At 65.7% G+C, this 18,171-nt stretch carries 12 protein-coding genes; 5 read left to right on the forward strand and 7 right to left on the reverse strand.

The window, feature by feature from the left end; genetic code table 11:
• Positions 1–124 precede the first annotated feature (124 nt).
• Positions 125–1,402, reverse strand: coding sequence for a Zn-dependent hydrolase (locus tag ACFQEY_RS07390; protein WP_379766656.1), 1,278 nt, complete (start codon positions 1,400–1,402; stop codon positions 125–127).
• 276 nt (positions 1,403–1,678) lie between these two features.
• On the opposite strand from ACFQEY_RS07390, the gene ACFQEY_RS07395 reads away from it, so the two are divergent.
• From ACFQEY_RS07395 to ACFQEY_RS07410, 4 genes are all read left to right on the forward strand, one after another.
• The gene (locus ACFQEY_RS07395; RefSeq protein WP_379766502.1) at positions 1,679–2,494 is read left to right on the forward strand and encodes an IclR family transcriptional regulator; all 816 of its coding nucleotides are present in this window, start codon (positions 1,679–1,681) and stop codon (positions 2,492–2,494) included.
• 823 nt (positions 2,495–3,317) lie between these two features.
• Positions 3,318–4,832, forward strand: coding sequence for a phosphoenolpyruvate carboxykinase (ATP) (locus tag ACFQEY_RS07400; protein ID WP_379766505.1), 1,515 nt, complete (start codon positions 3,318–3,320; stop codon positions 4,830–4,832).
• Between the two features lie 76 nt (positions 4,833–4,908).
• Positions 4,909–5,520: a rod-determining factor RdfA gene (rdfA, locus tag ACFQEY_RS07405; RefSeq protein ID WP_379766508.1), complete on the forward strand. Its 612-nt coding sequence runs from the start codon at positions 4,909–4,911 to the stop codon at positions 5,518–5,520.
• Between the two features lie 138 nt (positions 5,521–5,658).
• Positions 5,659–7,611, forward strand: a complete 1,953-nt coding sequence (locus tag ACFQEY_RS07410) for an archaea-specific SMC-related protein (protein ID WP_379766511.1) — start codon at positions 5,659–5,661, stop codon at positions 7,609–7,611.
• A 54-nt stretch (positions 7,612–7,665) separates the two neighbouring features.
• Here ACFQEY_RS07410 and ACFQEY_RS07415 read toward each other — a convergent pair whose 3' ends face one another.
• From ACFQEY_RS07415 to gfo6, 5 genes are all read right to left on the reverse strand, one after another.
• Entirely contained in the window at positions 7,666–10,026 is a 2,361-nt protein-coding gene (locus tag ACFQEY_RS07415) for a heavy metal translocating P-type ATPase (RefSeq protein ID WP_379766659.1), read from the reverse strand.
• A 315-nt stretch (positions 10,027–10,341) separates the two neighbouring features.
• Positions 10,342–11,091 carry a helix-turn-helix domain-containing protein gene (locus tag ACFQEY_RS07420; protein WP_379766515.1) on the reverse strand — a complete coding sequence of 250 codons (750 nt, stop codon included), beginning with the start codon at positions 11,089–11,091 and terminating at the stop codon, positions 10,342–10,344.
• A 512-nt stretch (positions 11,092–11,603) separates the two neighbouring features.
• The gene (locus ACFQEY_RS07425; protein ID WP_379766518.1) at positions 11,604–12,479 is read right to left on the reverse strand and encodes a fumarylacetoacetate hydrolase family protein; all 876 of its coding nucleotides are present in this window, start codon (positions 12,477–12,479) and stop codon (positions 11,604–11,606) included.
• A gap of 129 nt (positions 12,480–12,608) precedes the next feature.
• Positions 12,609–13,847: a mandelate racemase/muconate lactonizing enzyme family protein gene (locus tag ACFQEY_RS07430; RefSeq protein ID WP_379766521.1), complete on the reverse strand. Its 1,239-nt coding sequence runs from the start codon at positions 13,845–13,847 to the stop codon at positions 12,609–12,611.
• 166 nt (positions 13,848–14,013) lie between these two features.
• The gene (gene gfo6, locus ACFQEY_RS07435) at positions 14,014–15,102 is read right to left on the reverse strand and encodes a D-xylose 1-dehydrogenase Gfo6 (protein ID WP_379766524.1); all 1,089 of its coding nucleotides are present in this window, start codon (positions 15,100–15,102) and stop codon (positions 14,014–14,016) included.
• Between the two features lie 210 nt (positions 15,103–15,312).
• On the opposite strand from gfo6, the gene xacF reads away from it, so the two are divergent.
• On the forward strand, positions 15,313–16,761 hold the full coding sequence (gene xacF, locus ACFQEY_RS07440) for a 2,5-dioxovalerate dehydrogenase (RefSeq protein WP_379766527.1): 1,449 nt from the start codon (positions 15,313–15,315) through the stop codon (positions 16,759–16,761).
• 621 nt (positions 16,762–17,382) lie between these two features.
• Here xacF and xacR read toward each other — a convergent pair.
• Positions 17,383–18,138 carry an HTH-type transcriptional regulator XacR gene (xacR, locus tag ACFQEY_RS07445; protein WP_379766530.1) on the reverse strand — a complete coding sequence of 252 codons (756 nt, stop codon included), beginning with the start codon at positions 18,136–18,138 and terminating at the stop codon, positions 17,383–17,385.
• Between the last annotated feature and the right edge of the window lie 33 nt (positions 18,139–18,171).

An 18,171-nucleotide genomic window follows, 5' to 3' on the forward strand; every position in this document is an offset into this window, starting at 1 on the left:
GCGACCGAATTCCGACTCGGTACGGTTCGGCCGAGCGCTGAACGCCCGCCGGGCCACGCGCCCAGATGAAGCCATCGGGGGGAAGACGATCGGTCGTCGTCGGTGGCAGTCTGCTATCCGTCGATTATTCGTCGGCGGCTATTCGTCGGCGGCTATTTGTCGATTCTTCGTCGTCAATGGCAGTCGCGAGCGTGGCGTTGGCGACGGTGTTCGCCGCCTTGTAGCAGTCGCCCCAGCTCGTGAACTCCTCGGGGGTGTGGCTCTTTCCGCCCTCGCTGACCGCGAACACCATCGCCGAGTCGCAGACCTCGTTGACGTGGGAGGCGTCGTGGTTCCCGCCGCTCAACAGACGCATGCTCTCGTATCCGAACTCGTCGGCGACGCGCTGAACGGTCTCGACGCAGTCCTCGTCGAACTCTGCGCTCCCGGTCCGGGCCGCTTCCTCGATCTCGTAGTCGACGCCCTCCCTTCCCGCCGCCGCCTCGGCCTCCGCCGAGAGTCGGTCGACGGCCCGATCGACCACGTCGTCGGACGGGTCACGGACGTCCCACGTGACCGTGGCGGTTTCCGGAATGATGTTGATCGAATCGGGTTCGACGTCGACGGACCCGACCGTTCCGACGGTCCGCTCCCCGATCCGACCGGGAAGCCGTCTGATCTGGACGAGGAGTTCGGCGGCCGGCACGCCGGCGTCGTACCGCAGGTGCATCGGCGTGCTTCCGGCGTGGTTGGCCTCCCCGGTGAACGTCACCTCGCCCCACGAGAGCCCCACGACCCCGGTGACGACGCCGACGTCGTTTCCGCTCTGTTCGAGATACGGCCCCTGCTCGATGTGGAGCTCGAAGTACGCCTCGTACTCCTCGGTCGGTTCGGCCGGGGTGTCGCCCCGGTAGCCGATTCGCTCCAGTTCGTCAAGCAGGCGGACGCCGTCGCGATCCGTGCGGTCGTACTCGGTCTGCAGGTCGAACTCCCCCGACCAGACGCCGCTTCCCTGGAGCCCCGGCTGGAATCGAGACCCCTCCTCGTTGGTCCAGTTGACGATCTCGATCGGGTGGCCGGTTTCGATCCCCTCGTCATCGAGCGTTCGAAGCAGTTCGAGCCCCGCGACGACGCCCAGCTGTCCGTCGTAGATGCCGCCGTTCGGCTGTGAATCGAGGTGTGATCCGACGAGCACGGGGGGCGCGTCCGGATCCGTTCCCGGACGGCGACCGAAGATGTTTCCGAACTCGTCTATCCGCACGGTCAGGTCCAACTTCCGCAACTGCTCGACGAACCAGTCCCGCGCGGCCCCGTCCGCGTCCGAGAGCGCTAGCCGGTGAAGTCCGCCGTCGTCGGTTCCGCCGATCGCCGCCTGCGTTTTCATCGCGTCCACGAGGCGGTCTTTATCAAGTGCAACCGTCACGAGCGTGCCAATACGGACCACGATAATAACGGTACCGCTCACCGCTTCGAGGGACATGAGAACCCGCGCCGTACCGGCAACATCGACGGGTGTTCGGACAGCCCGAACGACACTGGCCTGAATCGTCGCAAACACGCGGTTCGTCCGGAGAAAATGCGATTATAACTGGACAATCATAGACATTCTATCGAATGTACTAGTTAATAATAGGTCCGAAGTAGAATATTATTCAGTATATGGGAACGATTAAGGCCCACCGTTCTCGTTGATCGCGATATGAACGACGCCGTCTCGGGCGACACATCGGGAACGCGAACGTCGGTATCGAGGACGATCGAGATAATCGACGCGCTCGCTCGTCGGGGAAGTCTGGGCGTGACGGAACTCGCGGGGGCGCTCGATCTCTCGAAAAGCACCGTCCACGCCTATCTCAAAACGCTCGAACAGTCCGGGTACGTCGTTAGAGACGGCGAAAAGTACACGCTCGCGCAAAAACTGTCGCTCCTTGGCGAGTCGGTCCGTAACCAGAGCCGTTTCTTTCAGATCGCACGCGACGAAATCGACGATCTCGCGGCGGAGACGGGACTGTACGCGCATCTGACCGTTGAGGAGAACGGGCACGGAGTCAATCTCTATCAGGCGAAAGGCGACGACGTCGGTCGATACGACTATCAGACGCAGAAGATCCAGCAGCCGGAACCGCTGCACGTGACGGCCACGGGAAAGGCGATACTCGCGTCGCTCTCCCGGACGGACGTCGAGTCGATCCTCGACCGCCACGGACTCGTCCGGCGAACGCCGCACACGATCACCGACAGGGACTCGCTCTTCGAGGAGCTGTCGACGATCGGCGATCGCGGCTACGCCTCCAACGACGAGGAGGAAATCGAGGGCTTCCGAGCCGTGGGCGCGTCGATCTGCCGACCGAACGGCGAGGTTCTCGGGGCCGTCAGCGTCTCCGGCCCGACGAGCATACTGCACGGCGAGCGCTTCCGGCAGGAGAGCACCGAGGCGGTGACCCGCACCGCGAACCTGATCGAAGTGACGATCAACATGTCGAACGAGTTCGTCTCCGATCTCACGAAGCCATGAATCGACTCGCGTCCCGCCGCGAGCCTCGCGTCCGTTCGGGAAGTCCGAACGCCCGGTTCGGCGTCTCTCCGCCGTCTGTTCCTCTACTCGCTATGAAATTACAATTATACTGCTGTAATGGCACTTCAATCTCACGACAATAATCCATGACCATGACCTCCGACTGCGACCCATGATCGCGACTCATCAACGAGGATCTCGGCGCGCGGCAATCGATGAACCGATCGCTTCGTCGGCTCCCACCGACGCGCGCCGTGACGGCTCACACGGTTCCCGCTCATCTTCCTCCGTCCCGCGTTCGAAAATCGAATACAATATCTTTTATATTGATTTAAATATACTATTTATTAAACTATAGTGGCGATCTCATACGAATTGGAAAATGACCGTATTTCTACACAATCATTTATAAAATTCTGTTTTATAGCACTTATATGGTATTTATTTTGATTTTATGGGTCAGATAGCCATCTTTATTCCCCCTCTTTGTGAGAACAACCCTCGTCTTTTATCAGAACCTATCGAATATTTTTATAATATTTATATCCGATATGTGTTCCGATCTATCCCTGTGTGGGCACCGTCTGAGGATGCGCGACAGTAATTTCTTTCACGTCGGATTCGATGCCCCGTCCGATCGGATTCGACGCTTTCTCGATCCGGGGCGAAGCGGCGTCGACTGTGGCTCCATGACCGGCTCGCTCGGGTCTCGTTGGCGTCCGGGAGATTCGACGATTTGCTACGCGAATGTGAGTGAATTCGTCTCGCCTATGTTCCCCCTTTCACCAGTCTTAATAGACTCTCTGCCGGAGTTATTCACAGAATGTCCGCTCTCAAGGGAGTTCCGAAACCGACGGACTACCCGGACCCGGAGACGACGGAGCACGTCACGTACAACCCGTCTTTCGCCGATCTGCGTGCGTACTCCAGTCACCTCGAGACCACGACGGAGCACGAGTCGCCGTCGTACGTGAGCGAGTACCGATCGCGGAGTTCCGCGGCCACGAAAAACGCCGTGGACGACGGCTTCGACGACGACGATCACGCCGCCTTCGAACGCGGCCTCGACTGGGTGGAGAACCCAGACAACGACGTGATCTGCGTCGATCGGGTCGTCGGCCGTCATCCCGAGGCGTCGCACGTCTGTCGGCTGTACCTCCCGAAGGAGTACGGCCGCATCGCGCTCGCGTGGGCGAAGCTGCTCGAACCGGCCGACGGCGAGCCGGTCGACTTCGTCACGGTACAGCTTCCCGACGCGACGGACGAGCCCCGCATTCGCGTCGCCCCCGACGCGGGTGTCACGACGGTCCTCGGCAGCGACTACACCGGCGAGGCGAAAAAATCCTTTCTCCGGCTGTTCATGCATCGTGCGAAGCGACGCGGCGGGCTCGGCCTCCACGCCGGGAGCAAGCGCGTCACGCTCGACGACGAGAACGGTCGCCGCGAGGTGGGACAGGTCTTCCTCGGCCTCTCCGGGACGGGCAAGTCGACGCTGACCAGCCACGGCCTCTGGCTCGACGATCCGGAGGGCGTCGAGATGATCCAAGACGACGTCTGCGCGCTGCTCCCGTCGGGCACGGTCGCCGGCAGCGAAGGGGGCGGTCTCTACATCAAGACGTTCGGTCTCGACGCCGACGAACAGCCCGAACTCCACGACGCCGCGACCGACGAGAGCGCCGTCCTGGAGAATGTCGCCGTCGATGACGACGGGACGGTCCGATTCGACGAGCCGCGGTACGGGAGAAACGCGCGAGCCGTGGTCCGGCGAAGCGGCCTCGACAGCTCGGCGGACGGTATCGACCTCGACCGGGTCGATCAGGTGTTTTTCATCACGCGGAACCCGCTCATGCCCCCGATAGCCCGCCTCTCCGCCGAGCAGGCCGCGGTCGCGTTCATGCTGGGGGAGTCCGTCGAGACGAGCGCCGGCGACCCGTCGCGCATCGGCGAGTCGATCCGGGTCGTTGGAACGAACCCGTTCATCGTCGGCTCGCGCGGCGAGGAGGGCAACCGCTTCCGCAATCTCATCGCCGACCTCGATCTCGAGTGTTACGTCATCAACACGGGCGCTGTCGGTACCGACGACCCAGTCGACGTCGGCGTCGAGGAGACCGTCGCGGTCCTCGAAGGCGCTGCGCGTGGCCGGATCGAGTGGGAGCGCGACGCCGACCTCGATCTGGAAGTGCCGAGTGAGGTGCCCGACATCGACATCGATCGGTTCGGCGTGGCGGACCGCGTCGACGACTTCGAAGCGGCGCACACCGCGCTCCGCTCCGAGCGCCGATCGTACCTCGATCGATTCGACGACCTCGACGACGAAATCGCCGATCGAACGTACTGAAGCGCACGAAAACCGCACTTCGACCAATTTCCGTTACACCGCTATCTTTGTAACGGTTGGGCCCGTCGCACCACGTATGACCGATACGTCGCCGCGGCCGAACAGCAAGGTCGCGCGTGTACTCGAGAAGTACGATCTCGCGCAGTTGGGTGACCGCTTGGAGCAGCGGTGGACCGGCGTCGACGGTGAGCGGACGAGCCTCCGCAATCTCGCAGACGTGTTCAATCGCCGCGTGCTGGAAGCGGCGATGCGCGCGGCCGGGCAGTCGTCGGTCGAGCGTGACGTGGCGAGCGCGTACGCCGCCCTGACCGACGACGAGACCGGGAGCGCGGACCGGCTACGGAAGCGTCGCGAGTTGGAGCAAGCCGGCGTCGACGTCGACGAGGTCCTCGGTGACTTCGTCACTCACCAGGCGATCCACACGTACCTCACGAGTTACCGGGGGGCAGAACTCCCTGACCGCTCGGAGGGCCGCGTCGAGCGAAAGCTCGAAACCCTGGAACGCCTGCAGGGTCGCACCGCCGCGGTCACGGAGTCCACCGTCGACGCGCTCGTGGACGCCGGCGATCTGACCGATCACGACTACGAGCTACTGGTCGACGTGCGGGTCATCTGCCCCGACTGCGGTACCGACTACGCGGTCGGCGACCTCCTCCGGTCCGGCGGGTGCGACTGCGGAGAGGCCTAGCCCTCTCCGCCGATAGTCACGTTCCTTGCTGATCGTCGCGTTCCCTGCCGATCGTCGCATTCCCTGCCGATCGCCACCAAGAGGAGTTTCGAGGAAGCGACACAACAATTATATCGATTGCGCCGGTACGGGCTTACAATGAATCCGACGATTCTCTCGGAGTCGGCCGTTCGCGTCCGCGCCAGCAACGTGGGCGGAATCGACGAGACCGAGGTCGAGATTCCGCCGGGAGTAACGGTTCTCAGCGGTCGAAACGCCACGAACAGAACGTCGTTTTTGCAAGCGCTCATGGCCGGCCTCGGAAGCACCCGTCCGTCGCTGAAGGGCGACGCGGACGAGGGGCGCGTCGAACTCGCGGTCGGCGACGAGACGTACACGCGCACGTTGACGCGGCGCGGCGGTAGCGTCGCCTTCGACGGCGACCCGTACCTCGACGACCCGGAGCTCGCCGACCTGTTCGCGTTCCTGTTGGAGAACAACGAGGCGCGCAGGGCGGTCGCGCGGGGCGACGACCTCCGGGAGATCATCATGCGTCCGGTCGACACCGACCAGATCGAAGCCGACATCCGGGAACTCGAGGCCGAGAAAGACGACATCGACGCGCGCATCGGCTCGCTGGACGAGCTTGAATCGACGCTGCCGGAGCTCGAAACCGAACGCGCGAAGATCGAGTCAGATCTCGAAGCCGCTCGCGCGGATCTCGAGGCCGCACAGGCCGCCATCGACGATCTCGACGCCGACTTGGAGGAGAGCCGCTCCCGAAAGGAGGAGCTGGAGGAGGCGTTCCAGAAGGTCCGCGAGGCCCGATCGGAGGTCGAGGACCTGTCCTTCGAGATCGAGACCGAGGAGTCGACGCTGGCGGAGCTCCGCGCGGAGCGCGCGGACCTCGAGGAGACGCTGGACGAGTTCGAGCCGTTCGACGAGGACCCGGAGCGGATCGACGGTCGCGTCGAGGAGCTCCGCCAGCGCAAGCGCGCCCTCGACGAGACGTTGAACGAGCTCGGTAGCGTCATCAGTTTCAACGAGGAGATGTTGGAGGGCGACGGCCTCGACGTGGCGTTCGAGTCGAAGACTGACGGCTCCGGCGCGGAGCCGGGATCCGTCACCGACGAGCTGCTCGGCGCAGACGAGACGGTCTGTTGGACCTGCGGCTCGGAGGTCGACCGGAGCCACATCGACAACACGGTGGACAGGCTCCGCGACCTCCGGTCAGCGAAGTTGGAGGAGCGAAACGATCTCCGCGATCAGATCGACGATCTCACCGCGCGCCGGTCGACGATCCGGCAGCGTCGGAACGAACGCGAGCGGGCCGAGCGACGGCTCGACAGCGTGGAATCCGAGATCGCGGACGTCGAAGCGCGGATCGAGGAGCTCGAAGCCGAGCACGCCGCCGCCGAGGAGCGCGTCGCCGAGCGCGAGGCCGACACGGAGGACGTCGGCGCTGGCGAGTACGACGAAGTCATCGAGCGCCACCGCGAGGCGAACGAGCTGGAGCTGAAAGTGGACCGGTTGGAGTCCGACCTCGCCGAGGTGGACGCGGAGATCGAGGAGACGGAGGGGAAGCTCGGCGAGCGAGAGACGCTTCGCGACCGCCGCGAGGCGGTCGCCGACGAACTGACCGACCTCCGAACCCGCGTGGATCGGATCGAGGAGGACGCGGTCGAGGCGTTCAACGAGCACATGGCTGCGGTGTTAGACGTCCTCGGGTACGAGAACATCGACCGGATCTGGATCGAGCGGCGCGAGACCGAGGTCCGCGAGGGGCGTCGGAAGGTCTCGCGGGCTCGGTTCGACCTCCACGTCGTTCGCTCGGGCCCCGACGGGAGCGCCTACCGCGACACGGTCGACCACCTCTCCGAGAGCGAGCGCGAGGTGACCGGGCTCGTGTTCGCGCTCGCGGGCTACCTGGTTCACGACGTTCACGAGACGCTCCCGTTCATCCTGCTCGACTCGCTGGAGGCCATCGACTCTGACCGCATCGCCGCCGTGGTCGAGTATCTCCGCGAGTACGCGGGCTACCTGGTCGTCGCGCTGCTCCCGGAGGACGCGGCCGCGATCTCCGGCGAGCACGCCACCGTGGACTCAATCTGACCCCCGAGCCGAATCGATCCGGCGGTCGAGAACTTCTCCCGTCCCGGCCGTCGCTCACTCGAACCGTTCGGGCTCGATCCTCGACAGCCGCATCGCGTTGCCGGTGACGCCGAGGCTCATTCCCATGTCGCCGACCACGACCGCCATCGCGACGCTCACCAGCCCCAGTGGGACGCCGAGCGCGAGCAGGAACTTCACGCCGAGACTCGCCCAGACGTTCTGCCGGATCACGCCGTTGGCCGTGTGCGACAACGCGTAGAGGTACGGGAGCTTCCCGATGTCGTCGCCCATCAGCGCGATGTCGGCGGTTTCGAGCGCGGTGTCCGTCCCGGCGGCCCCCATCGCCACGCCGACGTCGGCGGTCGCCAGCGCGGGCGCGTCGTTGATGCCGTCGCCGACCATCGCGACCTCGCCGTACTCGGCCTGCAGCGACTCGACGGCCGTCACTTTCTCCTCCGGGAGCAACTCGGCGCGGTACTCGTCGACACCCACCTGTTCGGCGATCGCCCGTGCGGTCCCCTCGTTGTCGCCCGTCAGCATCGCGACGCGCTCGACGCCGAGCTCACGGAGCCGCTCGACGGCGCGTCTCGCTCCCGGCCGGACCTCGTCGGCGATCGCGATCGCGCCCGACAGCGCCGTCTCTGTCCCGACGAAGATCACCGTCTTCCCCTCGCGCTCCAGGGCGGCGAGGGTTCCGTCGGCGAAGCCCCCGCCCCCGCCTCGGCGGCCCTCGCTCCCGTCCACGGCCGCGTCGTCAGATGCGCGTCTCCCGTCGGTGGCCGCGCCGTCGGCGACGCCGCCTCCGTCCGTCCTCGGCCGGGTTCGCGAGAGGTCGAATCCGAGCTCCTCGAACAGCGCCGGCTTGCCGGCGTAGTACGTTTCCCCGTCGATCTCCGCGCGGATCCCCTTCCCCGTCAGGCTCTCGAAGCCGGTCGGATCGGGGACGTCCGTCACGCCCGCCGCGTCGGCGCGGTCGAGGACGGCCGCGGCGATGGGGTGCTCGCTGCGCCGCTCCACCCCGGCCGCGAGCCGGAGGAGCGTCCGCTCGTCGACCCCGCCGAGAGCCACGACGTCGGTGACGGCGAGCTCGCCTCTCGTGAGCGTCCCCGTCTTGTCGAGCGCGACGGCGTCGACCTCGCCCATCGCTTCGAGGTGGTTACCGCCCTTGATCAGGACGCCGTTCTTCGCGGCGCTCGTGACGCCCGAGACGACGGAGACGGGCGTGGAGATGACGAACGCGCACGGACACGCGATCACGAGCAGCGTGAGTCCCCGGACGAACCAGGTGCCCCAATCGCCGACGAACGTGACGCCGTACCCGGCGAGGTCGACCGCGATCGGTTCCGAGATGACGAGTGGCGGGATCGCGGCGGTCGCGATCGCGAGCGCCACGACGACCGGCGTGTAGTAGCCGGCGAACCGATCGACGAACCGTTCGGTCTCGGTCCGCTTCGCCTGTGCCCCCTGCACCAGTTCGATGATCCGCGACAGCGTCGAGTCGCCCGCCGTCGAGGTGACCGTCACTTCGAGATACCCCTCCTCGTTGATGCCGCCCGCGTACACCTCGTCTCCGGCCGTCTTGTCCACGGGGACGCTCTCCCCGGTGATCGGCGACTCGTCGACCGCGCTCTCGCCCTCGACGACCGTTCCGTCGAGCGGAATCTTCTCTCCCGGACGGACGAGCACTGTCTCGCCGACCGCGACCGCTTCGGCCGGGACGGTCACCTCCTCGCCCTCTCGGCGGACGGTGGCCTCGTCGGGCGACAGCTCCATCAGCTCGCGCAGGGAGTCCCGCGCGCGGTCCATCGCGTAGTCCTCCAGCAGCTCGGCGACGCTGAACAGGACGGCGAGCGTGGCGGCCTCGACGAAGTACCCGATCCCGGTCGCGGCGACGATGGCCGTCCCCATCAGGAGGTCGATGTCGAGGCTCCGGTTCCGCGCCGAGTAGTAGCCGTCGCGGACGACCGGCACTCCGCTGGCCGCGACGGCCCCGAGAAACAGCGCGTCGGCGAGCGTGAGCGGGTACCCCAGCACGCTCGCCACGCCGACGTTCTGCGCGGTCAGGACGAACTCGAACAGCAGGCCGAAGACGACGAGCGCCGCGCCGACCCATGTCTTCTTCGCGCGCAGGCTCGTCCACACCTCGGTCGGCGGCGCGACTTCGACTCCGCCGTTTTCCTCACCGCCGCTCTCTGAACCATCGCTTTCTCCCCCGCGGGCTCCGTCGCCCGCGGTCCCTCCGGTGACCTCGTAGCCGGCTCCCTCTATCGCAGCGATCACGTCCGACTCGTCGGCGGCGTCGGCGTCGTAGGTGATCGCGGCCGTCCCGGTGGTCGGTCGGAGCTCGACGGCGAGTATCCCGTCGACGCGCCGAAGGCTCTTGTCGACCTTCCGCGCGCACGACGGGCAGTCCATCTCGGGGACCGCGAGGCGAGCCGTCAGCTCTCGCCGCCCGTCTCCCCGGGCGGGACGCCGCTCGTCGCCCTCTACACCCCGCCGCTTACCGCCCGCGTCGTCCGGCTGCACCTCGCCTTCGAAGCCCCTCCCGCCCGCGTCGTCCGGCTCGACCGCATCCGACTCGTCTGTCATTGTGAATCGGTAGGAGTCCCACCACGGTAAGTTTTGATTGGAATATTCCAAACTTTCGGTTCGACTGCGCTCGTCGCCGTACGGCTCGCGTGGCCGCTTCGCTCGTCGCGGATCGCGTGACAACCGCGTCGCTCGGGCGGATCACAGGGTCGGTGCGGACCCGTCGGTCACTCGTTCGTCGGCCACGTACCGTTTCGCGAGTCGTTCCTCTGCCCGCCTGAGCCGGTAGGTGAGCGTCGATCGCGGCACTCCGAGATGATCGGCGAGCCCCCCGACGTCGACCTCGCGCGGCGATTCGTAGTACCCGTGCTCGACGGCGGCCCTGAGGGCGGCCTCCTGCTCCGCCGATAGCCCGTCCGAGCCGCCGGCCGTTTCGTCGCCTCCAGCCGACGTGCTCGCCGTCTTGAGTAGTTCCGTTCGGGCGCAGTCGCCCACCGAACCCCTGAGATCGTCGAAGAACGCGCCGACGTCGCCCTCGCCGGAGTGGATGAGTCGCCACGTGTAATGGCGTCCCTGGTGGCGCGTCTCGAACAGGACGCCGTCGCCGAGGTGGTCGCGGGCGATGTGCGGGACCGACGCGCAGCGCGGAGTGCGCTCCCAGTCGGAGTAGAGCACGAGGGTGCCCGCTTCGTGATCGAGGACGCGGGTTGTCTGCGTCGCGCCGCAGTCTCCGGTCGCGAGGCAATCCGCGTAGTAATCGGTGCTGCGGAACGCGTCCTCGATGTCGTCGAGGGCGTCCGCGTCGCCGGTGGCGTGGTCGACTCGCCAGAGGCGGTCGGCGGTCGCGTGTAACGAGAGCGACCGAATCCTCGCGTCCGGGTGGTCGGCGAGCGTGTCGGCCACCCCGTTGCACCCGGGCTCGTATTCCAGGGCAAAGACGAGTTCGCGCATGCGCCCACGTACGGGCCGCACGGTCATAAACGGGCCGAACGGTGGTACACGGGGCCGAACGGTGATACACGGGGCGAACGGTGAGAACGCGTGGTGTCCGGACACCGTCACACGCCCCTGATCGGGGGAGACGCCGTCAGCAACCACGATACGATCGGCAGCGACGATGCGTTGGGGAGCGACGACGTGTTTGGAAGCGATAACGCTATTCCCTATTTAAGAATAGCTATCTCACAGATATTTACATATATCTTCCATATATGATGGACACAAGAAGGATATTTCACAGAAAATAGTCCACTATCGGGTTTTAAACATCTGATATTAGCTTATAGTATGTCACTGTGCTCATTCTGTATTATAGAACGTTCGTTGCCGCCGAACTAGTTACATTGAGCACGGATTTCGACGGGGGTTCATCTCACGACGAACGGCGATCGCGTCTCATCAGCGCTTGCGCTCATCAGCGTTTGCGTCTCAGCGGCGGTCGCGTCGAGGCGGTCGCACGAGTCTCACACGACGACCGTGTCGTTGACGAGCCGGCCGATGCCGTCGATGTCGATGGTGACGCGGTCACCGGCGGTGAGCGTGAACGACTTCGGCGGGACGAGAGCGGTGCCCGTCAGGAGGACGGTCGTCTCCGGAAGGGGGTTGTGTCGCCGGAGGTACTCGACGAGTCGCTCGCAGGTGGTCGCCATCTCGCTCGTCGACGTCGAGTCCTCGTACGCGATCTCGCCGTCGCGCTCGATTGTGAGCGTCATCTCGAGGTCGTAGAGATCCCCGACGGCATCCGACGTGGCGACGCATGGCCCGATCGAACAACACCGGTCGTAAACCTTCGCCTGCGGGAGGTACAACGGATTCTCGCCCTCGATGGAGCGGCTCGACACGTCGTTTCCGGCGGTGTACCCGACCACCTCTCCGCGATGGAGGACGACGCCGAGTTCCGGTTCCGGCACGTTCCACTCGGAATCGCCGCGAATTCCGATGGCCTCGTGAGGACCGACCGTTCGCGACGGGGTCGCCTTCAGGAACAACTCGGGGCGCTCGCTGTCGTAGACGTCCATGTACACCTCCGGTTTGCCGCTCTCCTCCTCTCGGGCCTGCTCGCTGATCTGATACGTGACGCCCGCGGCCCACACCTCGTCGGGCGTCACCGGGAGGAGCGCGTCCTCGTCGTCGAGGTCGACCGATTCCGCGTCGGAGATCCGATCGCTCGCGATGTCATCGACGGACTCGCCGCACGCGTTCGCGGCGCGGGCGAGGTCGGTGAACAACCCGAGGTCGTCGGACGCCGACGACAGGTTATACGCGCCCTCGTCGGTCGCGACAACGAGCGAGTCGGAACCTACCCCAGACTTTCCGCCGGGGAGCTGATAGTAACGCATACCTCCTTGATGAGCGAAGGCCGGTAAAAGTGTACCGCCGGTTCTCTGTTCCGCGCTGCTGGCTCGACTTCGCTTCGCTCAGTCGAACACCGACAGACTCGCTACGCTCGTCTGTCGTGCACGACGAAGCTATGCTTCGTCGAACAGCGTCTCCCCGTCGACCATGTGTCGTTCGACGGCGTCGAGGTCGAGCGTCAGTCCGAGGCCGGGCTCCTCCGGAATCTCCATCCGCCCCTCCTCGATGAGGTCGTCCTCCTCGACGAGGTCCTCCCACCAACCGAGCTCGTAGGAGTGGTACTCTAACGCGAGCGAGTTCGGGATAGCTGCGCCGACGTGGGCCGACGCCATCGTCCCGATGGGCGACGAGACGTTGTGCATCGCGACCGGGATGTAGTACATGTCCGCGATATCCGCGATCTTTCGCGTCTCGCGCATCCCGCCGACGCGCGGCAGGTCGGGCGCGACGATGTCGACCGCCTGCGGTTCGAGGAGCGTCCGCTGACCGAACTTCCGATAGACGTTCTCGCCGACGGCGATGGGCGTCGTCGTGGACTTCGTGACGGTCTCCTGCACGTCGTGGTTCTCCGGCGGAATGGGATCTTCGAGCCACCAGACGTCGTACGGTTCGAGCGCCTCCGCCAGCCGCTTCGCGGACCCGCCGGTGAACGACCAGTGACAGTCGAACGCGACGTCGGCGCGGTCGCCCACGGTCTCGCAGACCTCCTTGACGATCTCGACTTTGTGGTCGATCTCGGGCCCCCGGAGGTGCCGGTTCGCGCGGTCCTTCTCGTGACCCGATGGCACGTCGAGGTCGAACTTGATGGCGTCGTATCCGAGGTCCTCGACGACGCGCTCGCCCTCGGCCGCACAGGCCTGCGGATCGGCCTCGTTCTCCGTGTGGAGGTCGCAGTAGACGCGGACCTCGTCGCGGTACTTCCCGCCGACGAGCTGGTAGGCGGGCACGTCGAGGAGCTTGCCAGCGAGGTCGTGAAGCGCGATCTCGATGCCGGAGATGGCGGAGATGACCTTCCCGGAGACGGATCCCTCACCGGACATCTTCTGGACGAGGTGTTCGTAGAGCCGGTCGATGTCGAGGGGGTTCTCTCCCACGACGAACGGCTTCATCCGCTCGATGATGGCGGTGTCGCCGCCGCCCCAGTAGGACTCGCCGGTGCCGACGACGCCCGCGTCCGTGTAGACGCGGACGAGGATCCAGGGGTAGTTGCCATCGACCATCGTCGTCTGTACGTCAGTGATCTCCGCGTCGCGGACACCGCCCCGCGAATTCGTGATGTCCATCGTTTCCGCGGAGAGATCCCGCATGGTGTACTCCGCGTTCGGGTCGCGGAGCTTCTCGTAATCGACCATGTGCGTTCGTGTGTCCCGGAACTCGGTACTAAAGCTTTTGTTAAATAACCGGTTAGCGCACCGATCGATCCATCGGACCGCCGCGGCGATGCGGTCGGACCGCCGCGGAGGAAGCGGTCGTACCACCCCGGAGGATGCCGCGGGCGATACCGCGACGGAGCGGCGGCTACTCAACCGGAACGGTGTCGCCGGTCTCGGCGGCGGCGTAGACGGCTTCGAGCGCGCGCATGTCGACGAGCGCGTGCTCGCCGTCGGGGTGGATCGGCGCGTCGCGGAGCACGCGATCCGCGAAGTAGTCGAACTCCTCCGTCATCTCGTCTCCGAGGATGTTCCGCCGCCCGTCGTCGACGTCGAGGGTTCGCCCGTCGACGCGGAGCCGCAGGGTCTGCGGGGTCTCGCCGAGGAAGACGGGGTCGAGTAGCAGCTCTCCGTCGGTCCCGATGACGCGAAGATGGCCCGCGTACGCGGCGTGCTGGCTCGCCGTGCAGGCGGCGTACGTGCCGTCGTCGAACCGAATCGTGAACGCGGCGTGCTGGTCGGGCACGTCACGGAACGCCTCGTCCGCGGAGTGCATCTGCGCGGTGACGCTGACCGGGTCGGCGTCGAGGACGAACCGCGCGGTGTTGATCGGGTAGATTCCGAGGTCCGCCACCGTCGCACCGTATCCGGCGAGTTCGGGGTCGAGACGCCACTGATCAGGGTCTCCGGAGACGACGTCGAGCAGTTGTTGGCTCATGCTCCCGTGGACGGCGACTGGATCGCCGATGGCTCCCCCCGCCAGCAGCTCGCGCATTCGGCGCACCTGCGGGTCGGTCTGCATGCGGTAGGCGACCATCAGCGGGACGTCCTCGGTGGCGTCGACGAGTCGCTCCGCGCGTTCGCGGGTCGCCTCCATCGGTTTCTCACAGAGGATCGCTTTCCCGCGTTCGGCCGCGGTCTCGGCGTGCGGGAGGTGGAGCGCGTTCGGCGTGCAGACGTACACCGCGTCGTACTCGTCGACGGCCTCGCCCGCCGCGAACTCCTCGTACGTGAGCGCGGCCTCGACGGTCGGCGTCTCGGCGGCGACCGCGGTCGCCTTTTCCCGGCTTCCGCTGACGACGACCGTCGTCTCGCAGAACGTCGAGTCGCCGACGGCGGGTATCGCTCGCTCGCGGGTCCACCACCCAAGACTGATCATCGCAAGGCGGAGCGTTCCCGAATCCACCCGCTCCCAGTCGCGGTCGCGGACGGTGCGTAGGTAGTCGGCGGCTGTCATAGACGTGCAGTCCGCGGCCGTTCGCAAAAGTGTACTGGCCGATGCGCGTGGGAAGCAGACTGAGGCGCGGGGGATGGCTCGTCGGTTCGCCGGCGTGCCGGGGATACCGAACCGTCCGGAGGGTCATCGAACCGTCTGGAAGGATGATCGAACTGTACGAGAGGTGATCGAACCGTAAGAATAGTATGGAATGCACGCGAATTCCAAATTGTGACCGAAGTTAGCCAGAACTACGTCGGCGGAGAGTGGGTCTCATCTGAGACGGGAGAGACGTTCGACGTGCAGAACCCGGCGGATCCGGACGAAACGGTCGCGAGCTACCAGCGATCGAGTGCCGTGGACGCCGCCGAGGCGGTCGCGGCGGCGGTCGACGCCAGCGACGAGTGGCGGCGGACGCCCGGCCCGGAGCGCGGTCGCGTCCTCCGTCGGGCGGGAACGGCCCTCGCCGACCGCAAGGACGAAATCACCGAGATGCTCGTCGCGGAGGAGGGGAAGGCCCGCCCCGAGGCGGCCGGCGAGGTGCAGCGCGCGATCGACATCTTCCACTACTTCGCAGGCAAGGCCGCGGACCTCGGCGGCACCGTGAAAGGGGCGAGCAGCAGGGACACGACCCTCTACACCCGGGAGGAGCCGGTCGGCGTTGCGGCGCTCATCACGCCGTGGAACTACCCGATCGCCATCCCCGCGTGGAAGCTCGCGCCTGCGCTCGCGGCGGGCAACGCGGTCGTGCTCAAGCCCGCGACGCTCGCGCCGGGGGTCGTCCTCGAAATCGCGGCGGCGCTCGACGAGGCCGGACTCCCCGCCGGCGCGTGCAACGTCGTCACCGGCCCCGGGAGCGAGGTGGGAAGCGAGTTCATCCGTAACGACGGCACCGACGCGGTCTCGTTCACCGGGAGCAGCCGGGTCGGCGAGACGGTCTACGAGCAGGCCACGGACGCCGGCAAGCGCGTGCAGACCGAACTCGGCGGGAAGAACCCGACGCTCGTCACCGATTCCGCGGATCCCGCCGAGGCGGCCGAGATCGTCGCGACCGGTGCCTTCGGGACGACGGGCCAGTCGTGCACCGCGTGCTCCCGCGCCGTGGTCCACGAGTCGGTCCACGACGAGTTCGTCGAGGAACTCGTCGCGCGGGCGGAATCGATCGACGTCGGTCCGGGCCTCGATCACGAGATGGGGCCGCAGGTCAGCGCCGCCGAACTCGAATCGACGCTCGAATATGTCGACATCGCGCAGTCCGAGGGGGCGACCCTCGCTTCGGGCGGTGGACGGCCGGACGGCGACGCGGTCGCGGACGGCCACTTCGTCGAGCCGACCGTCTTCACCGACGTCGACAACGACGACACGCTCGCGTGCGAGGAGGTGTTCGGCCCGGTGATCGCCGTCATCGAGGTCGACAACTTCGACGAGGGGTTGGCCGTCGCCAACGACGTCGAGTACGGCCTCTCGGCCAGCGTCGTGACCGACGACCACACGGAGGCCAAGCGCTTCGTCGACGAGGCGGAAGCGGGCGTCGTGAAGGTCAACGAGAAGACGACGGGACTGGAACTGCACGTACCGTTCGGCGGCTTCAAGCGGTCGTCCTCGGAAACCTGGCGCGAGCAGGGGGACGCGGGACTCGAGTTCTACACCATCGAGAAGACAGTGTACGACAACTACTGATCGCACCGCCTCCGATCGCTCGCCGTCTCGACCGCGATCGGTTCCGGCCGTCGTCGATTCGAGGACATCCTCATTCTCCCACGCGATGGAGCGAACCGTCTCGAAACGGCGGGAAACGACATCCACGGAAGTGAAGCGGGAACCCGTGGATGTCAAGATCTCTGGTTCCCGCTTCCCTTAATCTATAGTGACGCCGGCTAAAAATACTATCGCCACGATCGGTGACGGCCGTCTGCCGTCGCTTGAACGCGTTAGATCGGCTCTCGACCACGTCAGGTCGGTTCCTGATGCCGCTCGGCCGACCCGACACGACCTCCCGCCACGGCCGGATCGACATCTTTTCTGTAATATAGAACGGCCTTTCGACCGTCGACGACCGATTTCATTACAGTAGTACAATTGTAATGTGGATTGGAAGTGGGTGTGCGTATCGCCCGGTACGACGCACGCGGCCCGCGACGCACGCGACACGCGGCGCTCGCACTAGGGCGCACAATTTCGATCGAATTCGGTTCTGTCATACAGAATCCCGGTAATGGGGCCTTCGTTGGCCTCCGAAGGCCTCCGTCGGTCTCGGTGGCGGTTCGACGCTCACTCCGGGTGACGAGCGGGCGGGACGAGTCAGTAGTTGATGTTGAGTTCGACGACGTTCGCTGCGCTGAGCACTCGTTCCGCCAACTCCCCGTGAAGTTCGTCGTCGCTGACGCGGCTTGCGGGAGCCGAGACGCTGATCGATCCGAGCACTTCGTCCGTGGAGTCCGTGACCGGGGCCGCGATACACCGCAGGCCTTCGAGGCGCTCGCCGTCGTCGATCGCGTACCCGCGCTCGCGGACGTCGTCCAAGGCCTCGAACAGCTCCGCTCGGGAGCCGATACTGTTCGCCGTCTTCCGTTCCAGCCCGCGACGGTCGATGATCTCGTCGACGCGGGATTCGGGGAGGTGCGCGAGGATCACCTTCCCGAGCGCCGTCGTGTGGAGGTACGTCCTGAGTCCGGCGTACGTGTCGAGATCGACCGCCGCTTCGCCTTTCGACCGCATCAGGTACACGCCCATCCCCTGCTCCTCGACGAGCACATTCGCGAGCTCCCCCGTCTCGTCCGCGAGCGACTTCACCTCCGGTTCCGCCACCTGATACAGCTCCATGGACTTCCGCGTGGAGCCGCCGATTTCGAGGAACTTGAGCCCGAGCTGATACCGATCGTCGACTTTCAGCACGTACCCGTGCTCCCGAAGGGTCGTCAAGTGGTTGTGAACCGCGCTCTTGCCGATTTCGAGCCCGTCGGCCAGTTCGGTCACTCCGCACGGCCCCCGTTCCATCAGCTCCTCGACCAGCGCGAGGGTCTTCTCGGTCGTCCGGACCGGATGTTTCGCGTCCATAGTGATCGTTTCACATACACTACGGCATAAGTG

This window comes from Halorubrum trueperi, assembly GCF_042662525.1.
Taxonomy (GTDB): domain Archaea; phylum Halobacteriota; class Halobacteria; order Halobacteriales; family Haloferacaceae; genus Halorubrum; species Halorubrum trueperi.

Coding starts and splice junctions, on each gene's coding strand:
- ACFQEY_RS07395 (WP_379766502.1), top strand. CDS start 1,679: ATGAACGACGCCGTCTCGGGCGACACATCGGGAACGCGAACGTCGGTA.
- ACFQEY_RS07400 (WP_379766505.1), top strand. CDS start 3,318: ATGTCCGCTCTCAAGGGAGTTCCGAAACCGACGGACTACCCGGACCCG.
- rdfA (WP_379766508.1), top strand. CDS start 4,909: ATGACCGATACGTCGCCGCGGCCGAACAGCAAGGTCGCGCGTGTACTC.
- ACFQEY_RS07410 (WP_379766511.1), top strand. CDS start 5,659: ATGAATCCGACGATTCTCTCGGAGTCGGCCGTTCGCGTCCGCGCCAGC.
- ACFQEY_RS07415 (WP_379766659.1), bottom strand. CDS start 10,026: ATGGACTGCCCGTCGTGCGCGCGGAAGGTCGACAAGAGCCTTCGGCGC.
- ACFQEY_RS07420 (WP_379766515.1), bottom strand. CDS start 11,091: ATGCGCGAACTCGTCTTTGCCCTGGAATACGAGCCCGGGTGCAACGGG.
- ACFQEY_RS07425 (WP_379766518.1), bottom strand. CDS start 12,479: ATGCGTTACTATCAGCTCCCCGGCGGAAAGTCTGGGGTAGGTTCCGAC.
- ACFQEY_RS07430 (WP_379766521.1), bottom strand. CDS start 13,847: ATGGTCGATTACGAGAAGCTCCGCGACCCGAACGCGGAGTACACCATG.
- gfo6 (WP_379766524.1), bottom strand. CDS start 15,102: ATGACAGCCGCCGACTACCTACGCACCGTCCGCGACCGCGACTGGGAG.
- xacR (WP_379766530.1), bottom strand. CDS start 18,138: ATGGACGCGAAACATCCGGTCCGGACGACCGAGAAGACCCTCGCGCTG.